Here is a 21,487-nt window from a genome sequence, read left to right as displayed (position 1 = left end):
CAATCATGACCCATGCGATTTATCCCAGCCTGCGCTCCAAGCGTGTCCTGATCACCGGCGGCGGTTCCGGGATCGGGGCCGGCCTGGTGGAAGGCTTCGTGCGCCAGGGGGCGCGCGTGCATTTCCTGGACCTGGCCGCGGCGGACAGTGCCGCCCTGGCCGACAGTCTGGCCGCGGGCGGCGCCGACCCGGCCCCGCGCTTCACCCGCTGCGACCTGACCGACCTGGACGCGCTGAAGGCCGCCATCGACGGCGTCATCGCGGCAGAGGGCGGGATCGACGTGCTGGTCAACAATGCCGCCAACGACGACCGGCACAAGGTGGAAGAGGTGACCCCCGCCTATTGGGATGACCGCATGGCCGTGAACCTGCGCCACCTGTTCTTCGCCACCCAGGCCGTGATCGGGCCGATGAAGGCGGGCGGTGGCGGGTCGGTCATCAATCTGGGGTCCATCTCCTGGCATCTGGCCCTGCCCGACATCGCGCTGTACCAGACGGCCAAGGCGGGGATCGAGGGGATGACCCGCGCGCTGGCCCGCGATCTGGGCGGCGACAATATCCGCGTCAACTGCGTCGTGCCCGGCGGGGTGAAGACCCCCCGCCAGATGCGCCTGTGGCACAATCCGGAGGAAGAGGCGCGGATGCTGGGCCAGCAATGCCTGAAGCAGCGCGTGGAACCGCGCGACATCGCCGCGATGGTGTTATTCCTGGCTTCGGACGATGCACGCCTGTGTACCGGCCATGAATATTTCGTCGATGCGGGGTGGCGATGACCGATCTTTCCTTCATCCGTCCGGATTGCGCCTGGGACCTGGGCGCCACGCTGGGCGAGGGTCCCTGCTGGGACGCCGATGCGGCCTGCCTGTGGTTCACCGATATCAAGCAGCGGCGCATCCACCGCCTGCACCCGGCCACGGGCGCGCGGCAAAGCTGGGAGGCACCCGATCAGCCGGGCTTCGCGCTGCCGCGCGCCGGCGGCGGGCTGGTGGTGGGCATGCCCCACGGGCTTTATCATTTCGATCCCGGAACAGGGTCATTCACCCGGCTGGCGGGGGTCGAGGAAGATCGTTCCGGCAACAGATTGAATGACGGTTTCTGCGACGCACAGGGCCGGTTGTGGTTCGGCAGCATGGATGACGCCGAGGAGGCGGCGACGGGCGCCTTCTACCATTGGTCGGGCGGCGCGCCGGCGCGCGTGCTGGACGGCATCTGCATCACCAACGGCCCGGCCACCAGCCCGGACGGCCGTATCCTCTATCATACCGACACGGTGGCGCAGACCATCCACGCCGCCGACATCCAGCCCGATGGCAGCCTTTCCAACCGCCGCCCCTTCGCGCGGATCGAGGCGGGGGCGGGATATCCCGACGGCCTGGCCGTGGATGCGGAAGGCTGTGTATGGACGGGACTGTTCTGCGGCTGGTCCATCCGCCGCTACGCCCCCGATGGCACGCTTCTGGGCAGCGTGCCGTTCCCGGTGGCCAACATCACGAAGCTGGCCTTCGGCGGGCCGGACCTGCGCACCGTTTACGCCACCACGGCGGCCAAGGGCCTGTCGGTGCAGGAGCGCGCCGAACAGAAGCTGGCCGGCGGCCTGTTCACCTTCCAAAGCCCCGTGCCGGGCCTGCCCCCCGCAAAGGTGCGCGCATGACCGACGGCAAGCCCGCCCCCCGCCGCTTCCGTTCCCGCGACTGGTTCGATGCGCCGGGCCGGGCGGACATGACGGCGCTCTATCTGGAACGCTTCATGAATTACGGGCTGACGCCGCAGGAATTGCGGTCGGGCAAGCCTATCATCGGCATCGCGCAGACCGGGTCCGACCTGTCGCCCTGCAACCGCATCCATGTCGATCTGGCCCGGCGGGTGCGCGACGGCATCCGCGATGCCGGCGGCATCCCGTTCGAATTTCCCGTGCATCCCATTTTCGAGAATTGCCGCCGGCCCACGGCGGCGCTGGACCGCAACCTGGCCTATCTGGGGCTGGTGGAAATCCTGCACGGCTATCCCATCGACGCCGTGGTGCTGACCACGGGCTGCGACAAGACCACGCCGTCGGGCGTCATGGCGGCATCCACGGTGGATATCCCCGCCATCGTCCTGTCGGGCGGCCCCATGCTGGATGGCTGGTTCGAGGGGGAGCTGGTCGGGTCCGGCACCGTCATCTGGAAGGGGCGGCGGCGCCTGGGTGCCGGGGAGATCACCGAGGAACAGTTCCTGGACCTGGCCGCCGCGTCGGCGCCATCGGCCGGCCATTGCAACACGATGGGCACGGCCAGCACCATGAACGCCATCGCCGAGGTGCTGGGCCTGTCCCTGCCCGGCTGCGCCGCCATCCCCGCCCCCTACCGCGAGCGCGGGCAGATGGCCTATGAGACGGGGCGCCGCATCGTGGAGATGGCGCACGAGGATCTGCGCCCGTCGAGGATCCTGACGCGGCAATCCTTCCTGAACGCCATCGTGGCCACGGCCGCCATCGGCGGGTCGACCAACGCCCAGCCGCATATCGTGGCCATGGCCCGGCATGCCGGGGTGGAGATCACGCATGATGACTGGCGCCATCACGGCTATGACGTGCCGCTGCTGGTCAACATGCAGCCGGCCGGCAAGTATCTGGGGGAACGGTTCCACCGGGCCGGCGGCGTGCCGGCCGTGCTGTGCGAGCTGGCGGCCGCGGGCCGCATCGACACGGGCTGCCTGACCGTCACGGGCCGCAGCGTGGCGGCCAACATCCAGGGCCGGGAGGCGACCGACCGGGAGGTCATCCTGCCCCATGACCGGCCGCTGCTGCACCGGGCCGGCTTCCTGGTGCTGAAGGGCAACCTGTTCGATTTCGCCATCATGAAGACATCCGTCATCTCCGACGAGTTCCGCCGCCGCTATCTGTCGCGGCCGGGACATGAAGGGATCTATGAGGGGCGGGCCGTGGTGTTCGACGGGCCGGACGATTACCATGCACGCATCAACGATCCCGCCCTTGGCATCGATGCCGACACCATCCTGGTGGTGCGCGGGGCCGGCCCGCTGGGCTTTCCCGGCTCCGCGGAGGTGGTGAACATGCAGCCGCCCGACGCGCTGCTGAAACAGGGCATCCGCTCGCTGCCCACCATCGGTGACGGGCGGCAGTCGGGCACGTCGGACAGCCCGTCCATCCTGAATGCCAGCCCGGAATCGGCGGCCGGCGGCGGGCTGGCGCTGCTGCGCACGGGCGATGTGATCCGGCTCGACCTGAATGCCGGCACCTGCGACATGCTGGTCCCGCCGGCGGAGCAGGCCCGCCGCCGGGCCACGGAACCGGCCCCGCCCATCCCGGCATCGAAAACGCCGTGGCAGGAGCTTTACCGCGACCATGTCGGCCAGCTCGACAGCGGCGGCTGCCTGGAAATGGCCGTGAAATATCGCGCCGTGGCGGAGGAGACGCCCCGCCACAACCATTGAGGACACCCAACGAACAAGCGATGGCGCAGCGGCCGGCACGAACAGGAAAGAAGCCGCACGCCACCCTTTTCCCAACCGGCAATCCCCAAGAACCCCAAAGCCGGGGACAGCGTCGTCAGGGAGGCGACACCCATGTCACAAAAAGCCACGCCATTGACCATCGGCCTGACACTGATCGCCACCCTGGGCGGCCTGCTGTTCGGGTACGACACGGCGGTCATCTCCGGCGCCATCGGCGCCATCGACGCCAATTTCATCCATCCGCTGAACCTGTCGCCCACGGCCGCCTCGTCGCTGTCGGGATTCACCATCGCCTCGGCCCTGTGGGGCTGCATCATCGGCGGCATGGTCGCGGGCTGGGTGGCGGACCGGTTCGGGCGCAAGCGCGGGCTGCTGCTGGCCGCGTCCTTGTTCCTGCTGTCGTCGCTGGGGTCGGCCTGGCCGGAATTCGGCCTGGGGCCGATCGGCGCCATGGGGGCGGACGCGCTGGTACCGTTCAACATCTACCGTGTCATCGGCGGCATCGGCGTGGGCATCGCCTCCATGCTCTCCCCGCTCTATATCGCGGAAATCGCGCCGCCGGCCCAGCGCGGCAAGCTGGTTTCCTTCAACCAGATGGCCATCGTGGGCGGCATGGTGTTCGTCTATTTCGTGAACTGGTCCATCGCGGGCCAGGGCGATCAGGAATGGCTGTTCGCCACGGGCTGGCGCTACATGTTCGCATCGGAGGCGGTGCCCGCCACCCTGTTCCTGCTGCTGCTGCTGGGCGCCCCGGACACGCCGCGCTGGCTGGTCATGCAGCGGCGCGACGACGAGGCGCTGGCCGTGCTGAACCGGCTGGGCAATGTCGATGATACCCGCGCCACCCTGCGCGAGATCGAAGCCAGCCTGATCGTGCGCCACGGTCCGCTGTTCAGCTTCGGCGGGCTGGTCGTGCTGGTCGGCATCCTTCTGTCGGTGTTCCAGCAATTCGTGGGCATCAACGCCGTCCTCTATTATGCCCCGCTGATGTTCCAGAACATGGGGGCCAGCACCGACAGCGCGCTGTTGCAGACCATCATCGTGGGTGCCGCCAATGTCGCCTTCACGCTGGTGGCCATCTTCACGGTGGACCGCTGGGGCCGCCGGCCGCTGATGATGTGGGGGGCCTGGATCATGGCCGGGTCCATGCTGGTGCTGGGCACGCTGTTCGCCACGCACACGGTGGGCCTGCTGCCGCTGCTGATGATGATCATCTATATCGGCGGCTTCGCCCTGTCCTGGGGACCGGTCACCTGGGTGCTGCTGTCGGAGATATTCCCCAACGCCATCAAGGGCAAGGCCATGGCCATCGCCGTGACGGCGCAATGGATCGCCAACCTGGCCGTTTCCTGGTCCTTCAAGGTGGTGGACGAGAACGCGACCCTGAACGCCCTGTTCAATCACGGCTTCGCCTACTGGGTCTATGGCGCCATGTCGATCCTGGCCGGCCTGTTCGTCTGGCGTTTCGTGCCGGAAACCAAGGGAAAGTCACTGGAGGCCATCCAGACCCTGTGGACCCGCCCCGCATCGGCCACCACCACGGCACCCCGGCCGGCGGAATAGGAACAGCCAGGGAGGGGGCATGGCAGGCGGGGAAACGCTTTCCCGCCTGCCATGCGGCGGATCAGGCCGGCACCGTTTCCGGCGGGCAATAGATGTCGTACAGGGTGCGGATGACCTGTTCGGCCTCCGCACTGGCCAGGGAATAGAAGATGGTCTGCCCGTCGCGCCGGGCGCGGACCAGACCATCCTTGCGCAGCAGGGCCAGTTGCTGCGACACGGCCGTGTCACGCATGCCGATGCTCTGCGCCAGGTCGCCGACCGACCTTTCGCCGGCCAGAAGCTGGCAAAGGATCATCAGCCGGTTGCGGTTGCCAAGCGCCTTCAGCAGGTCCACCGCGCGATCGGCACTGGCTTGCATATCCACGAGGTTCATCCCTCTCACATAGAAGGGATCGCACAACCCGTCAATGGCATCGGCCGCCTTCATGTCACACAACCCTGTCCCCGTCGCGCAGCACGATATAGATGGCAGGGATCACCAGCACCGTCAGCAGCGTCGATGATGCCAGCCCGAACAGCAGGGAAACGGCCAGCCCCTGGAAGATGGGGTCGGTCAGGATGGTCGCCGCACCGATCATGGCGGCCAGCGCCGTCAGCAGGATGGGCTTGAACCGCACGGCCCCGGCTTCCAGCAGCACCTGGCGCATTCTGTGCCCCTGCCCCGCCCCGTGGCGGATGAAATCCACCAGCAGGATGGAATTGCGCACGATGATGCCGGCCAGCGCGATGAACCCGATCATGGAGGTGGCCGTGAAGGCGGCCCCCAGCAGCCAATGCCCGGCCATGATGCCGATCAGCGTCAGCGGGATCGGCGTCAGGATGACCAGCGGCAGGCGGAAACTGCCGAACTGGGCCACCACCAGCACATAGATGGCCAGGATGGCCACACCGAAGGCGGCCCCCATGTCGCGGAAGGTGACATAGGTGACCTCCCATTCCCCATCCCACAGCAGGGTGGGCACGCTTTCATCGGCCGGCTGTCCGGCCAGCCGGATCACGGGCCGGGGAAGCTCTCCCCAATCATGGGCCGCGATGGCATCGGCCACCGCACCCATGCCATAGATCGGCGCCTCGAACCGGCCCGCCAGTTCGGCCGTGACCATGTCGGTGAAATAGCCGTCGCGGCGGAACAGCACGGGCGACCCTTCTTCCCGCGTGACACGGACCAGCTCGCCCAGTTCCACGACGCGGGCGGAACCGGGAATGGCGTTGGCCGGCACGGGCGTGGCGGCCAGCCGCGCCGTCCAGGCCCGCGCATCCAGCGGCAGCGCCACGCTGATATCCAGCGGCAGCCGCCCCCCGCCGCGGTGGGAATAGCCGACGGGCGTCGTGCCCAGCACGGACCGGATGGCGTCATGCACGGCCGATTGCTCCACGCCCAGAAATTCCAGCCGGTCCTGGTCGATGGACAGGCGCAGGCGCGGCTGGGGGGTGCCGAAACTGTCGTCGATATCGGTGATGAAGGGGATGGTGGCGAACAGCCGGCGCACCTCCTGCGCCACGGCGCGGCGGGTGGCGGCGTCGGGGCCATAGATCTCCGCCAGCAGGGTGGCCAGCACGGGCGGGCCGGGCGGCACCTCCACCACCTTCAGCACCGCACCCGGCGGCAGCACCAGCCCGGCCAGCAGCCGCCGCCGCAGGTCCAGCGCCACGGCGTGGGAGGCGCGATCCCGGTCGCCCTTGGGCGCCAGGTTCACCTGTACATCGCCACGGTCGGGGCTGGCCCGCAGAAAGCTGTGCCGCACCAGGCCGTTGAAATTGAACGGCGCCGCGGTGCCGGCATAGATCTGGGCCGATCGCACCTCCGGCAGGGTGCCGGCGATTTCCGCCGCCTGGAACAGCAGCCGCTCGGTATCGGCCAGGCTGGCGCCGCGCGGCAGGTTCAGTTCGATGGACAGTTCCGACTTGTTGTCGAACGGCAGCAGCTTGACCGTCACGCCTTTCGTGGCGAACAGGCCCAGGGCCGCCAGCGTGGCGACGCCCACCAGGGCCAGGAAAAGCCCGGCATTGCGGCGGGAGGACAGAAGCGGCGTCGCAACGCGGCGGTAAAGCCGCCCCAGCGCACCGCCATCATGCCCACCCGCATGGTCTGGGCCTTCACTCTCCCCCCGGGCCGCCGGCGTCAGCTTCAGCATCAGCCAGGGCGCCAGCACCATGGCCGCGAAGAAGCTGAACAGCATGGCAGCCGACGCATTGACGGGGATGGGCGCCATGTAGGGCCCCATCATGCCCGACACGAACAGCATGGGCAGCAGGGCGGCGATGACGGTCAGCGTGGCCACGATGGTGGGGTTGCCCACCTCCGCCACAGCCTGCACCGCGGCGGTCAGCCGGTCGCGCCCGTCGCGCATGGCCCAGTGGCGGGCAATGTTCTCCACCACCACGATGGCATCATCGACCAGGATGCCGATGGCGAAGATCAGGGCGAACAGGCTGACCCTGTTCACCGTGTAGCCCATGAGATGGGCCGAAAACAGCGTCATCAGGATGGTGACGGGAATGACCACCAGCACCACCAGCGCCTCTCGCCGGCCGATGGCCCACCAGATCAGCGCCACGATGGACAGGGTGGCCAGACCCAGATGGAACAGCAGCTCGTCGGCCTTTTCCGCGGCGGTGGCGCCGTAATCGCGCGTCACCTCCACCTGCACCCCGTCGGGGATCAGGCGGCCGCGCAGCCCGTCCACCCGGTTCAGGATGGCGTCGGCCACGGTGACGGCATTGGCGCCGGCACGCTTGGCCAGCGCCACCGTGACGGCCGGCACGCGCACCCAATCCCCCTGCCCGCCATCCGCCGCCGCCCGCACTCCTTCCCCGGGTGCCCGCACCCCTTCCCCGGGTGCCCGCACCATGGCCCAGGCCGATTGCTCCACCGGCGTGCCGTCCAGCACGATGTCGGCCACATCGCGGACATAGACCGGGCGGCCGTCCCGGCTGCCGATCAGCAGAAGGCCGATATCGGGCAGACCCGTCAGGGTCTGGCCTGCCGCCACCGTGACACTGCGCCCGCCATCCAGCAGCCGCCCGGCCAGGAAGGACCGGTTGGCCCCGGCCAGCTTGGCCGTCAATTGTTCCAGCGTGATGCCGTAAAGGGCCAGCCGTTCGGGGTCCGGCTCCACCCGCAACTGCGCCCGCACCCGTCCTGACAGATAGGTGGGACCGATATCGGGCACCTTCACCAGTTCGCCGCGCAGCTTTTCGGCCAGGTTGCCCAGGTCGCTGGCGGTCCAGCGGTCGGCCAGGTCGGGCCGTGGTGACAGGGTCAGGGTGACGATGGCCACGTCATTGATGCCGCGGCCCACGATCAGCGGCTCGGGAATGCCCGTGGGGATCTCGTCCAGATGGGCGCGCACCTTGGCATGGATGCGCAGGATGGCGTCATCCTCCGACGTGCCCACCCGGAACCGCGCCGTCACCATGACGCGGTCATCCTCCGTCTGGCTATAGACATGATCGACGCCGTTGACACCCTTGACCAGGGCCTCCAGCGGACGGGTGACCAGCTCGGCCGCGTCGGCGGCGCGCAGCCCGTCGGCCGCGACCAGGATGTCGACCATGGGCACGCTGATCTGCGGCTCCTCCTCCCGCGGGATCAGGGCCAGCGCGATCAGCCCCGCGACAAACGCCGCCAGCAGGAACAGCGGCGTCAGCGGCGACCGGATGGTCGCCCGTGTCAGATGCCCTGAAAGGCCGGGTCTCATGGCTGCACCAGGATGTCACCGTCGGAAAGGCCGGACAGGATCTCCACCCCGTCCGGCAGGCCGGGCAGCGGCCGGGGCTGGCCGCGCTGGACCGGCACCGCCACCACCTGGCCGCCCTGCCGGCGCAGATGGGCATAATCCAGCCCAAAGCGCGTGGTCAGCCGGGCGGCCGGCACGACCAGGGTCGGCCGTTCCCCGGCCGGAACCCAGACGCGCACCCGCTGGCCCACATTGTAGTCACCCAGCCCCGCCACGCTTGCATCGGCCTGCACCCGGCCATCGGTGATCTGCGGATAGACCAGGGTGATGGCCCCCTGCCCGGTCGCGCCGGCATGGGCACCGGTGGCAGCAGCCGGGGCGGGCAGCAGGTCCTCCCCGTCCAGGCGCACGGGGTCGCCCGGCTTCAGATGGGCGGCATGGCGCTCGGGCACCGACAGGCGCAGGACATAGTCACGCTGCGCGATCAGGGCCACCACCTCCCCCGGCATCATCACCGTGCCGGGCGTGACGGGCACGCTCAGCACCCGGCCGGCCGCGGGGGACAGGACCTGGCCTTCGTTCATCTGCTGGCCCAGCACGGCGCGCTCGGCCAGCCGGGCCTTCAGGGCATTGGCCGCGACATTGGCAGCCGTGCGCAGCTCGTCCAACCGCTGGCGCGTGACATAGCCGTTGCGGGCCAGTTCCTCCGCCCGGTCCAGATCGGTGCGGGCCTGTTCCACCTGGGCACGGGCGGCGGCAATCTGGGCCTCCTGCGCGCCCTGCTGCAAGGCCAGCTTCTGGTCACCGATGGTGGCGATCACCTGGCCCGCCGTGACGGCATCGCCCTCACGCACCGAGAGGCCCGTGATCGTGCCGCCCGTGCGCACGCGGGCCGGCACCCGGTTCACGCTTTCCACCGTGGCGAAGACCGCCTTCTCGTCGGGCAGTGGCCGCACGACGACCGTGAAATCATCCCGTCCCGCTGGCGGCGCCGGCGCCTGTGCCGGCGTCACCCTCTGGCCCGCTGGCGGGACGGCCTCGGGCTGTACGGCCCGGCCCGGCGGTGCCGTTCCCGCCATCAGCGCCAGGGCCAGCAGCAGGGGCGCCACTGGCCTTGACAGGGCGGGAATGGGCAGCGGGACCGGCGGTGCGGCCGAAGGCCGGTACAGGCGGATACGCATCGTGCCCCCTCCCCGCTCAACGCCGGTCGATCACGCCGCCGCTGGCCGGGTCCAGCGTCACCGTGGGCAGGCCCGCGGCGATCCAGGCCTGGATCCCGCCGGCCATATGTTCGCCATGGTCCAGCCCGGCCTGTCGGCAGCGCGCCACGGCCATGGCCGACCGCTTGCCCGACCCGCAATGGAACATGACGCGCACCCGATCCGCCGGCGGCAGGGCCAGCGGATCGAAGCTGGACAATGGCAGCAACAGCGCGCCATGGATGCGCACGGCCGCATATTCCTGCGGCTCACGCACATCCACCAGCAGGATGGCCCGGTCGGCCAGCAGGCCGTCAACGGTGGCGGGGGACAGGTCGACGGGCATGGCTTCTTCCTTGCCTTATTATATTCGCATATTTGAAGGTAACGCTGCGGCACCCTGCTCGTCAATCCAGGGACATATGACCTGCGCACATGCCGGGGCGGCAAATATTCAATATCTTCATAGATACGAATATACATATCCTGCACCATCCAACCGACCAGTCGGACGTTCTCCATCTGACACCGCCTGGCCACCCGTCTGGCAACAGGCCCCGGCAAAAGGGGGCGGCGTCAGGGAGGAGGAAGCATGATGGTCCATGATTTGCCGGCCCGAGCGCAACCGCAGGACCGGCTGACCCTTGCCGGTCAGCGCACCCGGACGTGGCTTCCGCCAAACAACCTTATTGGTGTTTTCCGTTAAAATGAACAATCTGGAATAGAGTCCATCCCTCTTCCCCTTATCGCGCGCCGGGATGTCCGCCTGATCGATGCCGGGGCCGGGGTGACGCAATGAACACAAACCATGCTGAGAACGCAGAGAACTTATACCCACTTGCGATGAGTAGAACTCATCGCAAGTGGGTCCGGCGGCGACCGCCGCTGCGGCGCTTCCCATAACAACACAAGGAACATCATCATGAATGTCGACAAGGCCGTCCTGTCCTTCGCCGGGGTCATGGTCCTGGTCAGCGTGGCACTGGCCTGGTTCATCGGTCCCGCCTGGCTGCTGCTGACCCTGTTCATCGGGCTGAACCTGTTGCAGGCCGGGTTCACGGGCTTCTGTCCCGCGGCCATCCTCTTCCGCCGGCTGGGCCTGCCGGCCGGTTGCGCCTTCCGCTGATCCAGCCCCCGCCCCCCGCCTGCACCCTGCTCCGCCCCTCCTGTCTGACGTCAGACAGGGGGGGCGGAAGGGTCAATGTTGATGCTTTTCCATCAACCTTGGCTTGACAGGGCCCCCGCCCTGCGGCACCTGATAGGAAGATGCCGGGGCCAAGGAGAAGGGCGCATGCAAGGGGATTTGCTGAAGGCCTACCGCCGCAAGCGTGGATTGTCGCAGGAGGATTTCGCCGCCCTGCTGAATGGCCGGCTGGGCCGTTCCTATGACAAGGCGAAGGTCAGCCGCTGGGAAAACGGCAGGGAAGCCGTGCCCGACCCGGTGGCCGATTTCATGCGGCGCGGCACACGCACGCGGGCCCGCATCATCGCCATCGCCAACCAGAAGGGCGGCCAGACCAAATCCTCCACAGCGCTGAACCTGGCCCATGCCTTCGCCATGATGGGCAAGCGCGTGCTGCTGGTCGATGCCGACCCGCAGGCCAGCGTGACCCTGGCCGCCGGCGTCGATCTGGAACGCTGCATGGCCGACGGCGCCGTGCTGGGTGCCGTGCTGGACGAACGGCGGCCGCTTGCCTCCATCATCGTGGCCGTGGCCGGCATCGACATCGCGCCCAGTGACATTTCCCTGGCGGAATTCGAAGTGTCGGTCCTGTCGAAACCGGGGCCGGAAAAGCGGCTGGCCCGTGCCCTGTCTGACGTCAGACAGGGCTATGACGAGATCATCATCGACACGCCGCCGCATCTGGGCGTACTGACGCGCAATGCGCTGGTGGCGGCCACCGACATCCTGATCCCCGTGGTTCCGGCCCCGCTGGACGTGCCCGGGGTGCCGCTGCTGCTGCGCACCATCGATCAGATCCGGATCTATGAGAACCCGGAACTGAACGTGCTGGGCATCCTGCCCAACCGGTTCGAGGCCAACACGTCGGTGCAGCAGGCCACGTTGCAGCAATTGCTGGCCACCTACAGCGACAGCGTGCGGGTGTTCGAGCCGATCCGCAAGACGACCCAGATGGACCAGGCCGTCTATAATGGCGTGGTCGCCGTGCGCGCCCTGCCCCGCGACAATCCCGTCGTGCAGGGTTACCTGAACCTGGCGGAGGAGATCGGCCATGAAGCTTAAGGCCAACCCCAAAAGCCCGCTGAACCAGACCGTGAAGGTTTCCGCCGGCACCGCGGCGGCCCCGCAGGGGACCAGCGCGCATTTCCAGCGCAGCGCCGATTTCCGGCAGATGTTCGAGGTGGACCTGGACCGGCTGCATCCCCGCGCCGACCAGCCGCGCCGGCATTTCGACGAAGGGGAGCTGCAGGCCCTGGCGGCGTCCATCGCGGCGCGCGGCGTGCTGCAACCCATCCTGGTACGCCGCCGCGAAGGCGAAGGCGAAGGGGACGGGGAGGGGGCCAGCTATGACATCGTGGCCGGGGAGCGCCGCTGGCGGGCCAGCCGGCTGGCCGGGCGCGACCGCATCCGCGCCATCGTGGTGGATGGCGACCCGGCCGAAATCGCGCTGATCGAGAATATCCAGCGCGTCGATCTGACCCCGCTGGAAGAGGCGCGCGGCATCCAGGCGTTGATGCAGACCCATGGCTACAGCCAGGGGCAGGCCGCCGATCTGCTGGGTCGCAGCCGGGTGCGCGTGAACGAGACGCTGCGCATCCTGACCCTGCCGGCCGACCTGCTGGCCGATATGGAGAAGGGGGGCGACGTACCGCCCCGCACCATCCTGCTGCAGATCGCGCGGGAGGAGGACCCGGCCCAACAGCGCCGCCTGTGGGAACAGGTCCGGGCGGGGGCGGGGGAGCGGGCCATCCGCGCCGCACGCCCCCCGGCCCGCGCGGCCGGCCGGCCGGAGGATGCGCGCAGCCCGGCCGGTGCCCGGGCCGATGCCATGGGCGAGCGCGCTGCCGCCCTGGATTATCTGGGCCGCCTGATCCGCACCAGCCTGACCCTTCCCCCCGTCGCCCCTGTGCGCGCCGTCCTGTCCGATCCCCAGCGTATCCGCCTGCGGGAACTGCGCGACCATCTGAATGACGTGCTGGGGGAATAGCCAAGCCATCGCGGGCTGAACAGGCCCGCAGGATCGGGAGCGCAGGGCGGGGCGAAACCACCCCACAGAGGGAAGCCGGGGAGAGGCACGGCAGGCTGTGCAAGGAAGGGGGAGGGGAACGGGGAGGAAGGGAAGGGGAAGGGGAGGAAGGGGAGGGGGCAGCAGGGGCATGCCATCCGCCCGGCGGTCGTCACCGCCCCTGCGTCCCCGCAGGGTTCCGGCCGGCGGTGTCCACACGCTGCCCCGTGCCCAAACCCTGCCCAATGCGCGCATCTCGCCGTTGATCCGCCGGTGTCAGGAAGCCATGCGTGAAGAAGATTGCCATTCGACTTCGCCTAGTATAGGATGAAAATCCTTTTATAGTGCGGAGTCATGAGGATGATCCCACAAACCGTCAATCACCAGCCAGAATTCCTGTATTGCGACCGGCATCGCGGGTTGATGTGGACTGGCCAAAACTCCGAATGGATGTGCCCTGGCCATTTCTCCGAATGCACAGACCCCCCTGTCGACAACTCCGAATCGACCGGTCTGGAAGGCGCGGATTCGCTGGGGTTTTTCGGGGGCTGGCCAAAACTCCGAATGGGGGAAATGTCCATGGGGGATTCCGCATGCATCGCGAATGGCCAAGAAGGCCCGTTCCGCCGCGCCCCTGGCGCAATCTCCGAATGCCGGGCGCTCGGTCCGGCCCGATTCGGGGTCCTTCGACGCCGGATGGAACCTGCCCGGTGCTGCCGACGGGGGGAAACCCGGCTGAATGCTGGCCAAAACTCCGAATGGGGGCTGCGATGTTCGGGAAAAACGCAGCAATCGAACCCTGGCTATTTCTCCGAATCCCCCTTCCTTGCGCCCTTTCCTTTGACTCCTTTGATTCCTAACAAGATTCCTAAGGGCGAAATCCGCCAGCAATTCCATATACTTGCTGACAGTTGCCGGGAGGTTTTGCCAGCCCTTCCCGGAGGTTTTGCCAGGGGTGAACGGGAGGTTTGGCCAGAGACGAACGGGAGGTCTGGCCAGGGGCCGGGCCGGCAATTCGGAGTTGCTGGCCCCCCGGCTCCGACCTACAATTCCGCCATGGCAGCGAAACCACCCAGCCCCGGCCCGGCGGCCCGCAAGACCCCGCTCACGCTCGTGAAGGCCACGGGCGCGGTGGAGATCAAGGCCGATGCCGACCTGACGCTGGCCGACCGGCGGCTGTTCAACCACCTGCTGGCCCATGCGTACGAGAATCTGGGCCGTGTGGAAAGCCATTCGATCGAGCTGGCTTCCATCCGCCGGTTCGCGGCGGAGGTGCGGGACGGCACGGCCGATGTCAACAATACCCGCCTGAAGGCCAGCATCGAAACCCTGCAGAAGGTCCTGTGCCAGTTCAACTATCTGCGCTCCGACGGCACGGCCGGGTGGGAGAGCGCGCAATTGCTGGGGCCCTGCCGGATCGAGGGTGGGACCCTGACCTACACCTTCCATAGCTGGGTGTCCGAGCGGCTGCGCGAGCCCGCGCTTTATTCCTACCTGTCCCTGCGCATCATCTACGAGTTCGACAGCAAATATGCCCTGACCCTGTACGAGGTGCTGAAACGCTATGCCGACCGCAACGCGGCTGAACCCTATTGGCAGGCCAAGGTGGAGGAGCTGCGCGGCGTCCTGGGCTGCCTGGACAAGCTGAAGGACTGGAAGGACCTGCGCAAATACGCGCTCGACCCCGCGCTGGAGGAGATCAGCCGGCTGGGCGAGTTCACGGCCACCCTGCACGAGATCCGGCAGGGCGGCGGCCGTGGTGGCGGGCGCGTGGTCGGTTGTGTTTTCCGCATCTGGCGCAAGAATGCCGACGATGCCGAACGCGCCGTGAAGGAGATCGCCAAGCCCAAGGCACAGCGCCGGGGCGAACGCCGCGCCGCCAAGGAGGATGGGGCCTTCGCACTGAAGGCAGAGGCCGCACTGCGCTTCCTGGAGGGGGCCGACGTGTCCAAGCGCATGGACTGGGCCCGCCGGGCCGAGCAACTGGGCATGACCCTGCCGGCCGCCGCCACGGCCAAGGAAAACCTGAAGAAATGGGTGCCGGCCCTGGCCGAGGTCATCGTGGAGGAGGAGCGGCTGCGCGTGCGGCTGCCCCGGACCGCGGCCGAGGGGGAAGGGTAGGGCAGCAGCCTGCCGGCCGTTTCCGCTTGACAGAAGGGATAATATTCCTATATTCCTGATCCATCATCAACCGCATCCGATCGGCAGACGCCCCGGTTCCCCATGAAGGGACCGGGGCGTCTTGGCGTGTGCGTGCATCCGGGTGCCTGCAAATCCTGACATGTCAGGATTTTTTGCAGACATCGGCGGCATGGGCGGCATCCGCGCCCGTCGGCGCGGATGCCGGGGTCAGGATTTTCCGACCCCGGCATCACACCAGGGAGAGACGCGCATGGGCTGGCCTGTTTTCCACCCGCACCGCATGCCGGGGCGGCACCTGTGGGCATGATCGGGGTGCTGGGTTCGCTGCTGTCCGGCCGGTGGCTGGCCCTGGTGGCGCTGTCCGGCCTGCTGCTGGCGGGCTGGTCCTGGCATGGCCGCGGACGGGCACTGGAGGGTGCGCGGCTGGAGGCGGCCCTGGCGCGGGAAACGGCGGCGCGCAATGCCCAGGCGGTGGAGGCCATGGCCCGGCGGGCCGGGCGCGACCTGGCGGCCGTCACGGCCGCCGCCGCCGCGGAACGGGAACGGATGCACGCATCCATGGCCATAGAGCGGAGGGTGGAGAATGCGCCTGCGACACATGCCTGTGCGGACAGCGCCGCTGTGGCTGCTGTGCTTGACGGCCTGCGCCGGCGGGCCGGCCCCGCCGGTGACGGCAATCCGGCTGGAACCGGTGACGGTGCCGCCGGCCCTGCTGGCTTGCCGGCCGGAACCCGCGCCGCCGCCGGCCGCGGCGGATGACCGGGCGGTGGCCCGCTACATCCTGGCGCTGGCCGATGCGGGGGCCGATTGCCGGGACCGGCTGGACCGCGTGGCGGGCCTGATGCGGGATGCCCTGTCCGACCCCGCCAACCCCGAACCCCTGAAGGAGAAATGACCATGTTCATCCTGGGCCGGACCAGCCTGTCGCGCCTGGAAGGCGTGCATCCCGATCTGGTGCGTGTCGTAAAACGCGCCATCACCGTCAGCGCCGTGGATTTCAGCGTCGTGGAAGGGCGGCGCACGGTGGCGCGGCAACGCGAATTGCTGGCCGCCGGGGCCAGCCGGACGATGGCCAGCCGCCATATCACGGGCCATGCCGTGGATCTGGCGCCCTGGGTGGGCGGCGCCCTGCGCTGGGACTGGCCGCTGGTCCATCGCGTGGCGGCGGCCATGCGTCAGGCCGGGCGGCTGGAACAGGTGCCGCTGCGCTGGGGCGGGGCGTGGGATGTGGCGCTGACCGACACGGGCGATGCCGATCCCGAGGCCGTGTCGCAGGCCTATGCCGACCGCCGCCGTGCCGCGGGGGGCCGCCCCTTTCTGGACGGGCCGCATTTCGAACTGCCGGTGCCCGCCGCGGCCGGCCGTGCGGCGGCCTGATGCGCCGGCCGCCCCTGCAGCCCGTACCGCCCCTGCTGCCCGACACGCCCCCCTGGCCGGCCCGCCGCTTCGGGACCACCGCGGCCCTGTTCCTGGCCGGTGCCGCCACACTGGCCGCCGGCATCGCCCTGCCGCTGGGCGAGGCGATGGGGCTGCGGCTGGTGGAGACGGGGGCCGACATGATGGTGCTGGCCGTCGGGCTCTACCTGACCGGGGCATCGGCGGAACGGGTCGGCGGCTGGCTGGCCCTGCGCCGGGGCGCACCCCATGCCGGCCACCCGCCTGCGCCCGATCATCCGTGACGGGCCGTCCCCCTGTCCGCCCGGTCCCGCCTCTCGGCCGGGGCCGGCAAGGCGGACAGGGTGTCGCCGCGCAGGGCGGCCGACAGTGACACATGCGCATCGGGGCGGTAATCGGCCACGCGGCCCATCCGCCGTTCAAACCCCATGATGATGTCCAGGTCGCCATCCAGCGATGCCAGTGTCAGGCTGGCATGCAGCAGCAGGCCGCGCATCCCGCCGGCCGGGCGGATCAACCCGGCCGTGCCGGCCAGTTTGCGACCGTCATGCACCAGATTGCAATGGCCGTCGCAATGGGCGCCCGCCACGCGCGACAGATCCGCCGCCACGCCCATATCGGCCAGGGTGGCCAGGATCGGGCCGGTCAGGCGGGCATAGCCCTGCTGGATGCCCACCCCATCGGCCGCCATGGCCAGCCAGCACAGGCTGATATTCAGGATGTGCGGCCCATGGGTGACGGCACTGCCGCCCGATGCACGCAGCGCCACGGGCAGGGGGCAGTCCAGCACGGCATCGCGGAAGCCCGGCAGGCGCGACCAGTTGCGCGGCACGACCAGGCAATGCCGGTTCTGCCAGCAGCGCCAGCGCAGGCCGGGCTGCCCGGTCCCCATCAGACGGGCCAGCAGCGACAGGTCGCCATCCACCAGCATCTGCACATCGGCCGCCGGCCGTTCCAGATGCTGCCGGCCCACATGCCGTTCCAGTCCCGCCACGACCAGGAAGGCCAGGTCAGACAGCCGCCTCGAACCGCTCAACAGCATGGCAAAGCCCTTCCAGGAACTGACCGCAGGGATAACCGTCCAGCAGCCGGTGGTCGGCCGTCAGCGACAGGCCCAGGCGCTGGACGGTGCGCCCGCCGCCGGCCCCGTCGGGCACCAGCACGGGATCGACCCGGCCCAGCCCCAGCAGCGCCACCTGCGGCCGGTTCAGGATGGGGGTGAAGAAGCGCACCCGCGTGGTGCCCAGATTGGACAGGGTGAAGCTGCCGCCCCTCATCTGCGACACGGCCAGCTTTCCGGCCTGGGCCCGCGCCACCAGATCGGCCCGCGCCGCCGCGATCCCCGCCAGCGACAGGGTGGAGGCGCCGCGCAGCACGGGCGTCATCAGGCCGCCCGGCGTGGTGATGGCGACGGACAGATCCAGCCCGGCCGATGGCGTGAATAATCCATCCTCCAGCACGCCGTTGAAGGCGGGGAAGGCCGCCAGCACGCGGGCCAGCGCATGGATGACGCAATCCTCCACGCTGATCTTCAGCCCTGCCTGCTTCCATTCCCGGCGCTGGTCCAGCAGGGCCGAAATGTCGGCTTCGGCATGGTAGGTCAGTTGGGCCGAATGGTGCAGGCTGTCCATCATGCGCGCCGCGATCACGCCGCGCACGCCCTTCAGTGCGATGGAGGACAGGGAAGGGGAGGGGGAGGGGGAAAGGGAGGCGGAGGCGGAGGGGACAGGAAGGGTCGAGGCGGCGGGCGTCATTCCACGGCCCCGATGCGCTGGCCCTGCACCACTTCCGCCTCGGCCGGCATCTCGATCGACAATGTGCCGCCGGCCGGGGCGGTGATCTCGAAACCGACCTTCTCGTTCATCAGTTCGGCGACAACGGCCCCTTCGGCCACCTTGTCGCCATGGTCGAACAGCCAGGTGGAGATGACGCCGGGACTGTCATCATCCCACAGGCCAGTTGGGATCAGGATGGGGGTCGGGCTCATGACAGGACCTCGCGTGCGGCGGCCAGGGTCTTCTGCCCGTCGGGCAGGACGTGATGTTCCAGCGACGGGGAAAAGGGGATGGGGATGTCGGGATGGGCCAGCCGGCGCGGCGGCGCCTTCAGGGGCACGCCGGTCTCCGCGACGCTGGCGATCACCTCGCCCGCCACGCCACAGCTCCGGTAATCATCATCGATGACCAGCAGGCGGCCCGTCTTCGCCACCGACCGGCGGATCGTGTCGCGGTCCAGCGGGGCGATGGTGCGCAGGTCCACCACCTCTGCCGACACCCCGTCCCCTTCCAGGGCGCGGGCGGCGTCCAGTGCGTGATGCACCGTGACGCCCAGCCCGACCAGGGTGATGTCGGTCCCCTCGCGCAGCACCGCCGCCCGGCCGATGGGAACCTCGTAATCCGCTTCCGGCACGCGGGTGATGGAACCGGGCACGGTGCCCAGCCAGCCCATCCCCTGCAGCGCCTTGTGATACATGAAGATCACGGGGTTGGGATCGCGGATGGCGGCCAGCATCAGGCCCTTGGCGTCATAGGCGTTGGACGGTACCACCACCTTCAGCCCCGGCAGGTGGCCGAAGGTGGCGTAAAGGCATTGCGAATGCTGTCCGGCATCGCCATAGCCGCCCCCGACGGAGGTCATCAGCACCATCGGACAGGCCACCCGCCCGCCGCTGAAATAGCTCTGCTTGGCGGCCAGATTGTAGATGGCATCCATGCAGACGCCGAAGAAATCCACGAACATCAGTTCCACCACGGGCTTCAGGCCCGCCGCCGCCATGCCCACGGCGGCCCCGATGAAGCCCGTTTCCGATATCGGCGTGTCGCGCACGCGGTCGGCGCCGAACCGGTCCAGCAGGCCGGCGGTATTGCCGAACACGCCGCCCAGGCGGCCGATATCCTCCCCCATGACCAGCACATCGGGGTCGCGCGCCATTTCCTGGCCGATCGCCTCGGCCATGGCCTTGGCGATGGTCAGCTTGCGCATCGTCTGGGTTGCCTGCATCACACGGCCCTTTCCACAAAAACCTGAAGGAAGGCCTGCTCCGGTCCCGGCAGAGACGCGGCGCGGGCATGGGCGAAGGCCCGTTCCACGGCCAGCCGCGCTGCCGTTTCCAGCGCGTCCAGTTCGCCCGCCTCGAACCCGTCGGCCAGCAGCCGGCGGCGATAGGCGGGGATCGGGTCCTGTTCGCGCAGCAGCGCCACCTCGCCGGGCGGGCGGTATCCCTCGGCATCACCCATGAAATGGCCCTCCAGCCTTGTCGTCTCGATCTCGATCAGGCTGGGCCCCTCGCCGGCCCGCGCCCGCGCGATGGCCTGCCCGGCCGCCTGATGCACAAGGTCGGGGTCGTTGCCGGGCACATGGATGCCGGGCATGCCATAGGCGGCGGCGCGGTCGGCATTGCGCGCCACGGCGGTGCAGTCGGCCTTGGGGACCGAGATGCCGTACCGGTTATCCTCGATCACGAAGACCACCGGCGCCTTCCAGACGGCCGCCAGGTTCAGCGCCTCGTGGAAGGCGCCCTGGTTGGCGGCGCCGTCGCCCAGGAAGGCGATGGCCACATCGTCGCGCCCGCGCAGCTTCGCCGCCATGGCCGCCCCCACCGCCGGGCCCAGCCCCTGGCCGATGATGCCCGAACAGCAGAAATTGACATCCTTGTCGAACAGATGCATATGCCCGCCGCGCCCGCCGGACAGGCCCGTTTCCCGGCCGAAAATCTCCGCCGCCATGGCGTCCAGGTCCACGCCCTTGGATATCGCCACATGATGGGGCCGGTGGGTGGCGGTGACCGTGTCGGTCGGGCGCAGATGGGCGCAGACACCCACGGCACAGGGCTCCTGCCCGTCGGACAGGTGCATCTCGCCGGGAATGGGCCCCTTGGCCATGTTGAACAGGGGCTTCTTGCCCTCCAGATAGGCCGGCTTGATCAGATCCTCGAAATGCCGGCTTTTCACCATCTGCTCATACATCCAGAGCCGGTGGTGGTTGTTGCTGCCCGTGTCGTTCATCGTGCCACCCATCCGCCATCGATCACCAGTTCGATCCCCGTGACGAACCCCGCCTCGTCGGACGCCAGATAGACGGCGCCCATGGCGATGTCGGCCGGGCCGCCCACCTTGTTCATGGGGCACATGGCGCCGACATCCTTCCAGGGATCGTCGCGGTTCAGCAGGCCCTGCCTTGTCCAGCCCTCGACCGCCTCCTCCAGCATGGGCGTGCGGATGCAGCCGGGATGGATGGAATTGACGCGGATGGGCTGGCCATGGGCCGCGAACTCGATGGCCAGGCTCTTGGTCAGGTGCCGCACGGCCCCCTTGGAGGTGTTGTAGGCGGCCTGATCGGGATAGCCGACGATGCCGGCGATGGAGGAAATGTTGATGATGGCGGCCGTCGATGCCGCCGATCCCGATGCCGCCAGCAGGGGCTGCATGATGCGGCAGCCCAGGAACACCCCTTCGACATTGACCGCCATGACATGGCGCCAGTCCGCCAGCGATATTTCCGGCAGCGGCCGCACCAGTTCCACCCCGGCATTGTTGACCAGGATGTCCAGCCTGCCCTCCCGTTCGCGGATCAGCCGCTCCGCCGCCTGCCAGTCCGCCTCCCGCCGCACGTCCAGGCACAGGTACCGTTCATCGCCCGCCGCCGTTCCGTTCAGGTCGGCGCCGTAGGTGACGGCGCCTTCCTGCCGGAACGCCGCCATGATGCCGGCCCCGATGCCGCGCGCGGCCCCGGTGACCAGCGCCACCTTGCCGTCCAGTCGCCTCGCCATGGGTTCTGGTTCCTCCCCCGCTGTTCGTTGCGGGGATCATGGACAAGAAGGGCGGGGGGCGGCTTGTCGGGCAGGGGCGGATAGTTTGTCGGTCAG

The 21,487-nt window shown here is 68.8% G+C and carries 21 protein-coding genes and 1 pseudogene; 12 read left to right on the top strand and 10 right to left on the bottom strand.

From position 1 onward, the window contains the following. Nucleotides 1-5 precede the first annotated feature (5 nt). The 4 genes and pseudogenes from ABC728_RS10280 to xylE form a co-directional block, all read left to right on the top strand. Complete coding sequence (locus ABC728_RS10280) at nt 6-773, top strand: SDR family NAD(P)-dependent oxidoreductase (protein ID WP_416621707.1); 768 nt, start codon at nt 6-8, stop codon at nt 771-773. Next, nucleotides 770-1,651: an SMP-30/gluconolactonase/LRE family protein gene (locus tag ABC728_RS10275; RefSeq protein ID WP_416621706.1), complete on the top strand. Its 882-nt coding sequence runs from the start codon at nt 770-772 to the stop codon at nt 1,649-1,651. Before ABC728_RS10280 ends, ABC728_RS10275 begins: the two co-directional genes overlap by 4 nt. Then, on the top strand, nt 1,648-3,435 hold the full coding sequence (locus ABC728_RS10270) for an IlvD/Edd family dehydratase (protein WP_416621705.1): 1,788 nt from the start codon (nt 1,648-1,650) through the stop codon (nt 3,433-3,435). The genes ABC728_RS10275 and ABC728_RS10270 overlap by 4 nt, the downstream gene beginning before the upstream one ends. A gap of 60 nt (nt 3,436-3,495) precedes the next feature. Beyond that, nucleotides 3,496-5,019 (top strand): annotated as a pseudogene (gene xylE / locus ABC728_RS10265) (D-xylose transporter XylE); the annotation flags it as partial. Nucleotides 5,020-5,080: 61 nt separating this feature from the next. Here xylE and ABC728_RS10260 read toward each other — a convergent pair. From ABC728_RS10260 to ABC728_RS10245, 4 genes are all read right to left on the bottom strand, one after another. Next, a complete protein-coding gene (locus ABC728_RS10260; protein WP_445376451.1) occupies nt 5,081-5,377 on the bottom strand; it encodes an ArsR/SmtB family transcription factor in 297 nt (98 codons plus the stop codon). Between the two features lie 70 nt (nt 5,378-5,447). Continuing rightward, the gene (locus ABC728_RS10255; RefSeq protein ID WP_416621703.1) at nt 5,448-8,720 is read right to left on the bottom strand and encodes an efflux RND transporter permease subunit; all 3,273 of its coding nucleotides are present in this window, start codon (nt 8,718-8,720) and stop codon (nt 5,448-5,450) included. After that, on the bottom strand, nt 8,717-9,880 hold the full coding sequence (locus ABC728_RS10250) for an efflux RND transporter periplasmic adaptor subunit (RefSeq protein ID WP_416621702.1): 1,164 nt from the start codon (nt 9,878-9,880) through the stop codon (nt 8,717-8,719). Before ABC728_RS10250 ends, ABC728_RS10255 begins: the two co-directional genes overlap by 4 nt. Before the next feature lie 16 nt (nt 9,881-9,896). Then, nucleotides 9,897-10,244 carry a rhodanese-like domain-containing protein gene (locus tag ABC728_RS10245; RefSeq protein WP_416621701.1) on the bottom strand — a complete coding sequence of 116 codons (348 nt, stop codon included), beginning with the start codon at nt 10,242-10,244 and terminating at the stop codon, nt 9,897-9,899. Nucleotides 10,245-10,820: 576 nt separating this feature from the next. Between ABC728_RS10245 and ABC728_RS10240 the strand changes: the two genes are divergently transcribed. The 8 genes from ABC728_RS10240 to ABC728_RS10205 all read left to right on the top strand — a co-directional run bounded on the left by ABC728_RS10240 (nt 10,821) and on the right by ABC728_RS10205 (nt 16,907). After that, nucleotides 10,821-11,024 (top strand): YgaP family membrane protein, encoded by a 204-nt coding sequence (locus ABC728_RS10240; protein WP_416621700.1) that lies wholly within the window; start codon nt 10,821-10,823, stop codon nt 11,022-11,024. A gap of 165 nt (nt 11,025-11,189) precedes the next feature. Continuing rightward, nucleotides 11,190-12,143: an AAA family ATPase gene (locus ABC728_RS10235; RefSeq protein WP_416621699.1), complete on the top strand. Its 954-nt coding sequence runs from the start codon at nt 11,190-11,192 to the stop codon at nt 12,141-12,143. Continuing rightward, complete coding sequence (locus tag ABC728_RS10230) at nt 12,133-13,068, top strand: ParB/RepB/Spo0J family partition protein (RefSeq protein WP_416621698.1); 936 nt, start codon at nt 12,133-12,135, stop codon at nt 13,066-13,068. The genes ABC728_RS10235 and ABC728_RS10230 overlap by 11 nt, the downstream gene beginning before the upstream one ends. Nucleotides 13,069-14,142: 1,074 nt before the next feature. Beyond that, the gene (locus tag ABC728_RS10225) at nt 14,143-15,207 is read left to right on the top strand and encodes a replication initiation protein (RefSeq protein ID WP_416621697.1); all 1,065 of its coding nucleotides are present in this window, start codon (nt 14,143-14,145) and stop codon (nt 15,205-15,207) included. 324 nt (nt 15,208-15,531) lie between these two features. Then, a complete protein-coding gene (locus ABC728_RS10220; protein ID WP_416621696.1) occupies nt 15,532-15,987 on the top strand; it encodes a hypothetical protein in 456 nt (151 codons plus the stop codon). Between the two features lie 7 nt (nt 15,988-15,994). After that, nucleotides 15,995-16,123, top strand: coding sequence for a hypothetical protein (locus ABC728_RS10215; RefSeq protein ID WP_416621695.1), 129 nt, complete (start codon nt 15,995-15,997; stop codon nt 16,121-16,123). Continuing rightward, complete coding sequence (locus tag ABC728_RS10210; protein WP_416621694.1) at nt 16,120-16,605, top strand: M15 family metallopeptidase; 486 nt, start codon at nt 16,120-16,122, stop codon at nt 16,603-16,605. Before ABC728_RS10215 ends, ABC728_RS10210 begins: the two co-directional genes overlap by 4 nt. Further along, entirely contained in the window at nt 16,605-16,907 is a 303-nt protein-coding gene (locus ABC728_RS10205) for a hypothetical protein (RefSeq protein WP_416621693.1), read from the top strand. The genes ABC728_RS10210 and ABC728_RS10205 overlap by 1 nt, the downstream gene beginning before the upstream one ends. Here ABC728_RS10205 and ABC728_RS10200 read toward each other — a convergent pair. From ABC728_RS10200 to ABC728_RS10175, 6 genes are read right to left on the bottom strand one after another with little or no spacing between them, the layout of a single operon-like run. Further along, nucleotides 16,898-17,665, bottom strand: a complete 768-nt coding sequence (locus ABC728_RS10200) for a lipoate--protein ligase family protein (RefSeq protein ID WP_416621692.1) — start codon at nt 17,663-17,665, stop codon at nt 16,898-16,900. The two genes, ABC728_RS10205 and ABC728_RS10200, sit on opposite strands and share 10 nt — an antisense overlap. Then, nucleotides 17,634-18,377, bottom strand: coding sequence for a 2-oxo acid dehydrogenase subunit E2 (locus tag ABC728_RS10195; protein WP_416621691.1), 744 nt, complete (start codon nt 18,375-18,377; stop codon nt 17,634-17,636). Before ABC728_RS10195 ends, ABC728_RS10200 begins: the two co-directional genes overlap by 32 nt. Further along, complete coding sequence (locus tag ABC728_RS10190; protein ID WP_416621690.1) at nt 18,374-18,610, bottom strand: lipoyl domain-containing protein; 237 nt, start codon at nt 18,608-18,610, stop codon at nt 18,374-18,376. The genes ABC728_RS10195 and ABC728_RS10190 overlap by 4 nt, the downstream gene beginning before the upstream one ends. Next, nucleotides 18,607-19,623, bottom strand: coding sequence for an alpha-ketoacid dehydrogenase subunit beta (locus ABC728_RS10185; RefSeq protein ID WP_416621725.1), 1,017 nt, complete (start codon nt 19,621-19,623; stop codon nt 18,607-18,609). The genes ABC728_RS10190 and ABC728_RS10185 overlap by 4 nt, the downstream gene beginning before the upstream one ends. Then, nucleotides 19,623-20,627 carry a thiamine pyrophosphate-dependent dehydrogenase E1 component subunit alpha gene (locus ABC728_RS10180; protein ID WP_416621689.1) on the bottom strand — a complete coding sequence of 335 codons (1,005 nt, stop codon included), beginning with the start codon at nt 20,625-20,627 and terminating at the stop codon, nt 19,623-19,625. Before ABC728_RS10180 ends, ABC728_RS10185 begins: the two co-directional genes overlap by 1 nt. Continuing rightward, nucleotides 20,624-21,391 carry an SDR family NAD(P)-dependent oxidoreductase gene (locus ABC728_RS10175; protein ID WP_416621688.1) on the bottom strand — a complete coding sequence of 256 codons (768 nt, stop codon included), beginning with the start codon at nt 21,389-21,391 and terminating at the stop codon, nt 20,624-20,626. The genes ABC728_RS10180 and ABC728_RS10175 overlap by 4 nt, the downstream gene beginning before the upstream one ends. Between the last annotated feature and the right edge of the window lie 96 nt (nt 21,392-21,487).

This window comes from Niveispirillum fermenti (genome assembly GCF_052474395.1).
This window is presented reverse-complemented; position numbering and strand designations above follow the sequence as displayed.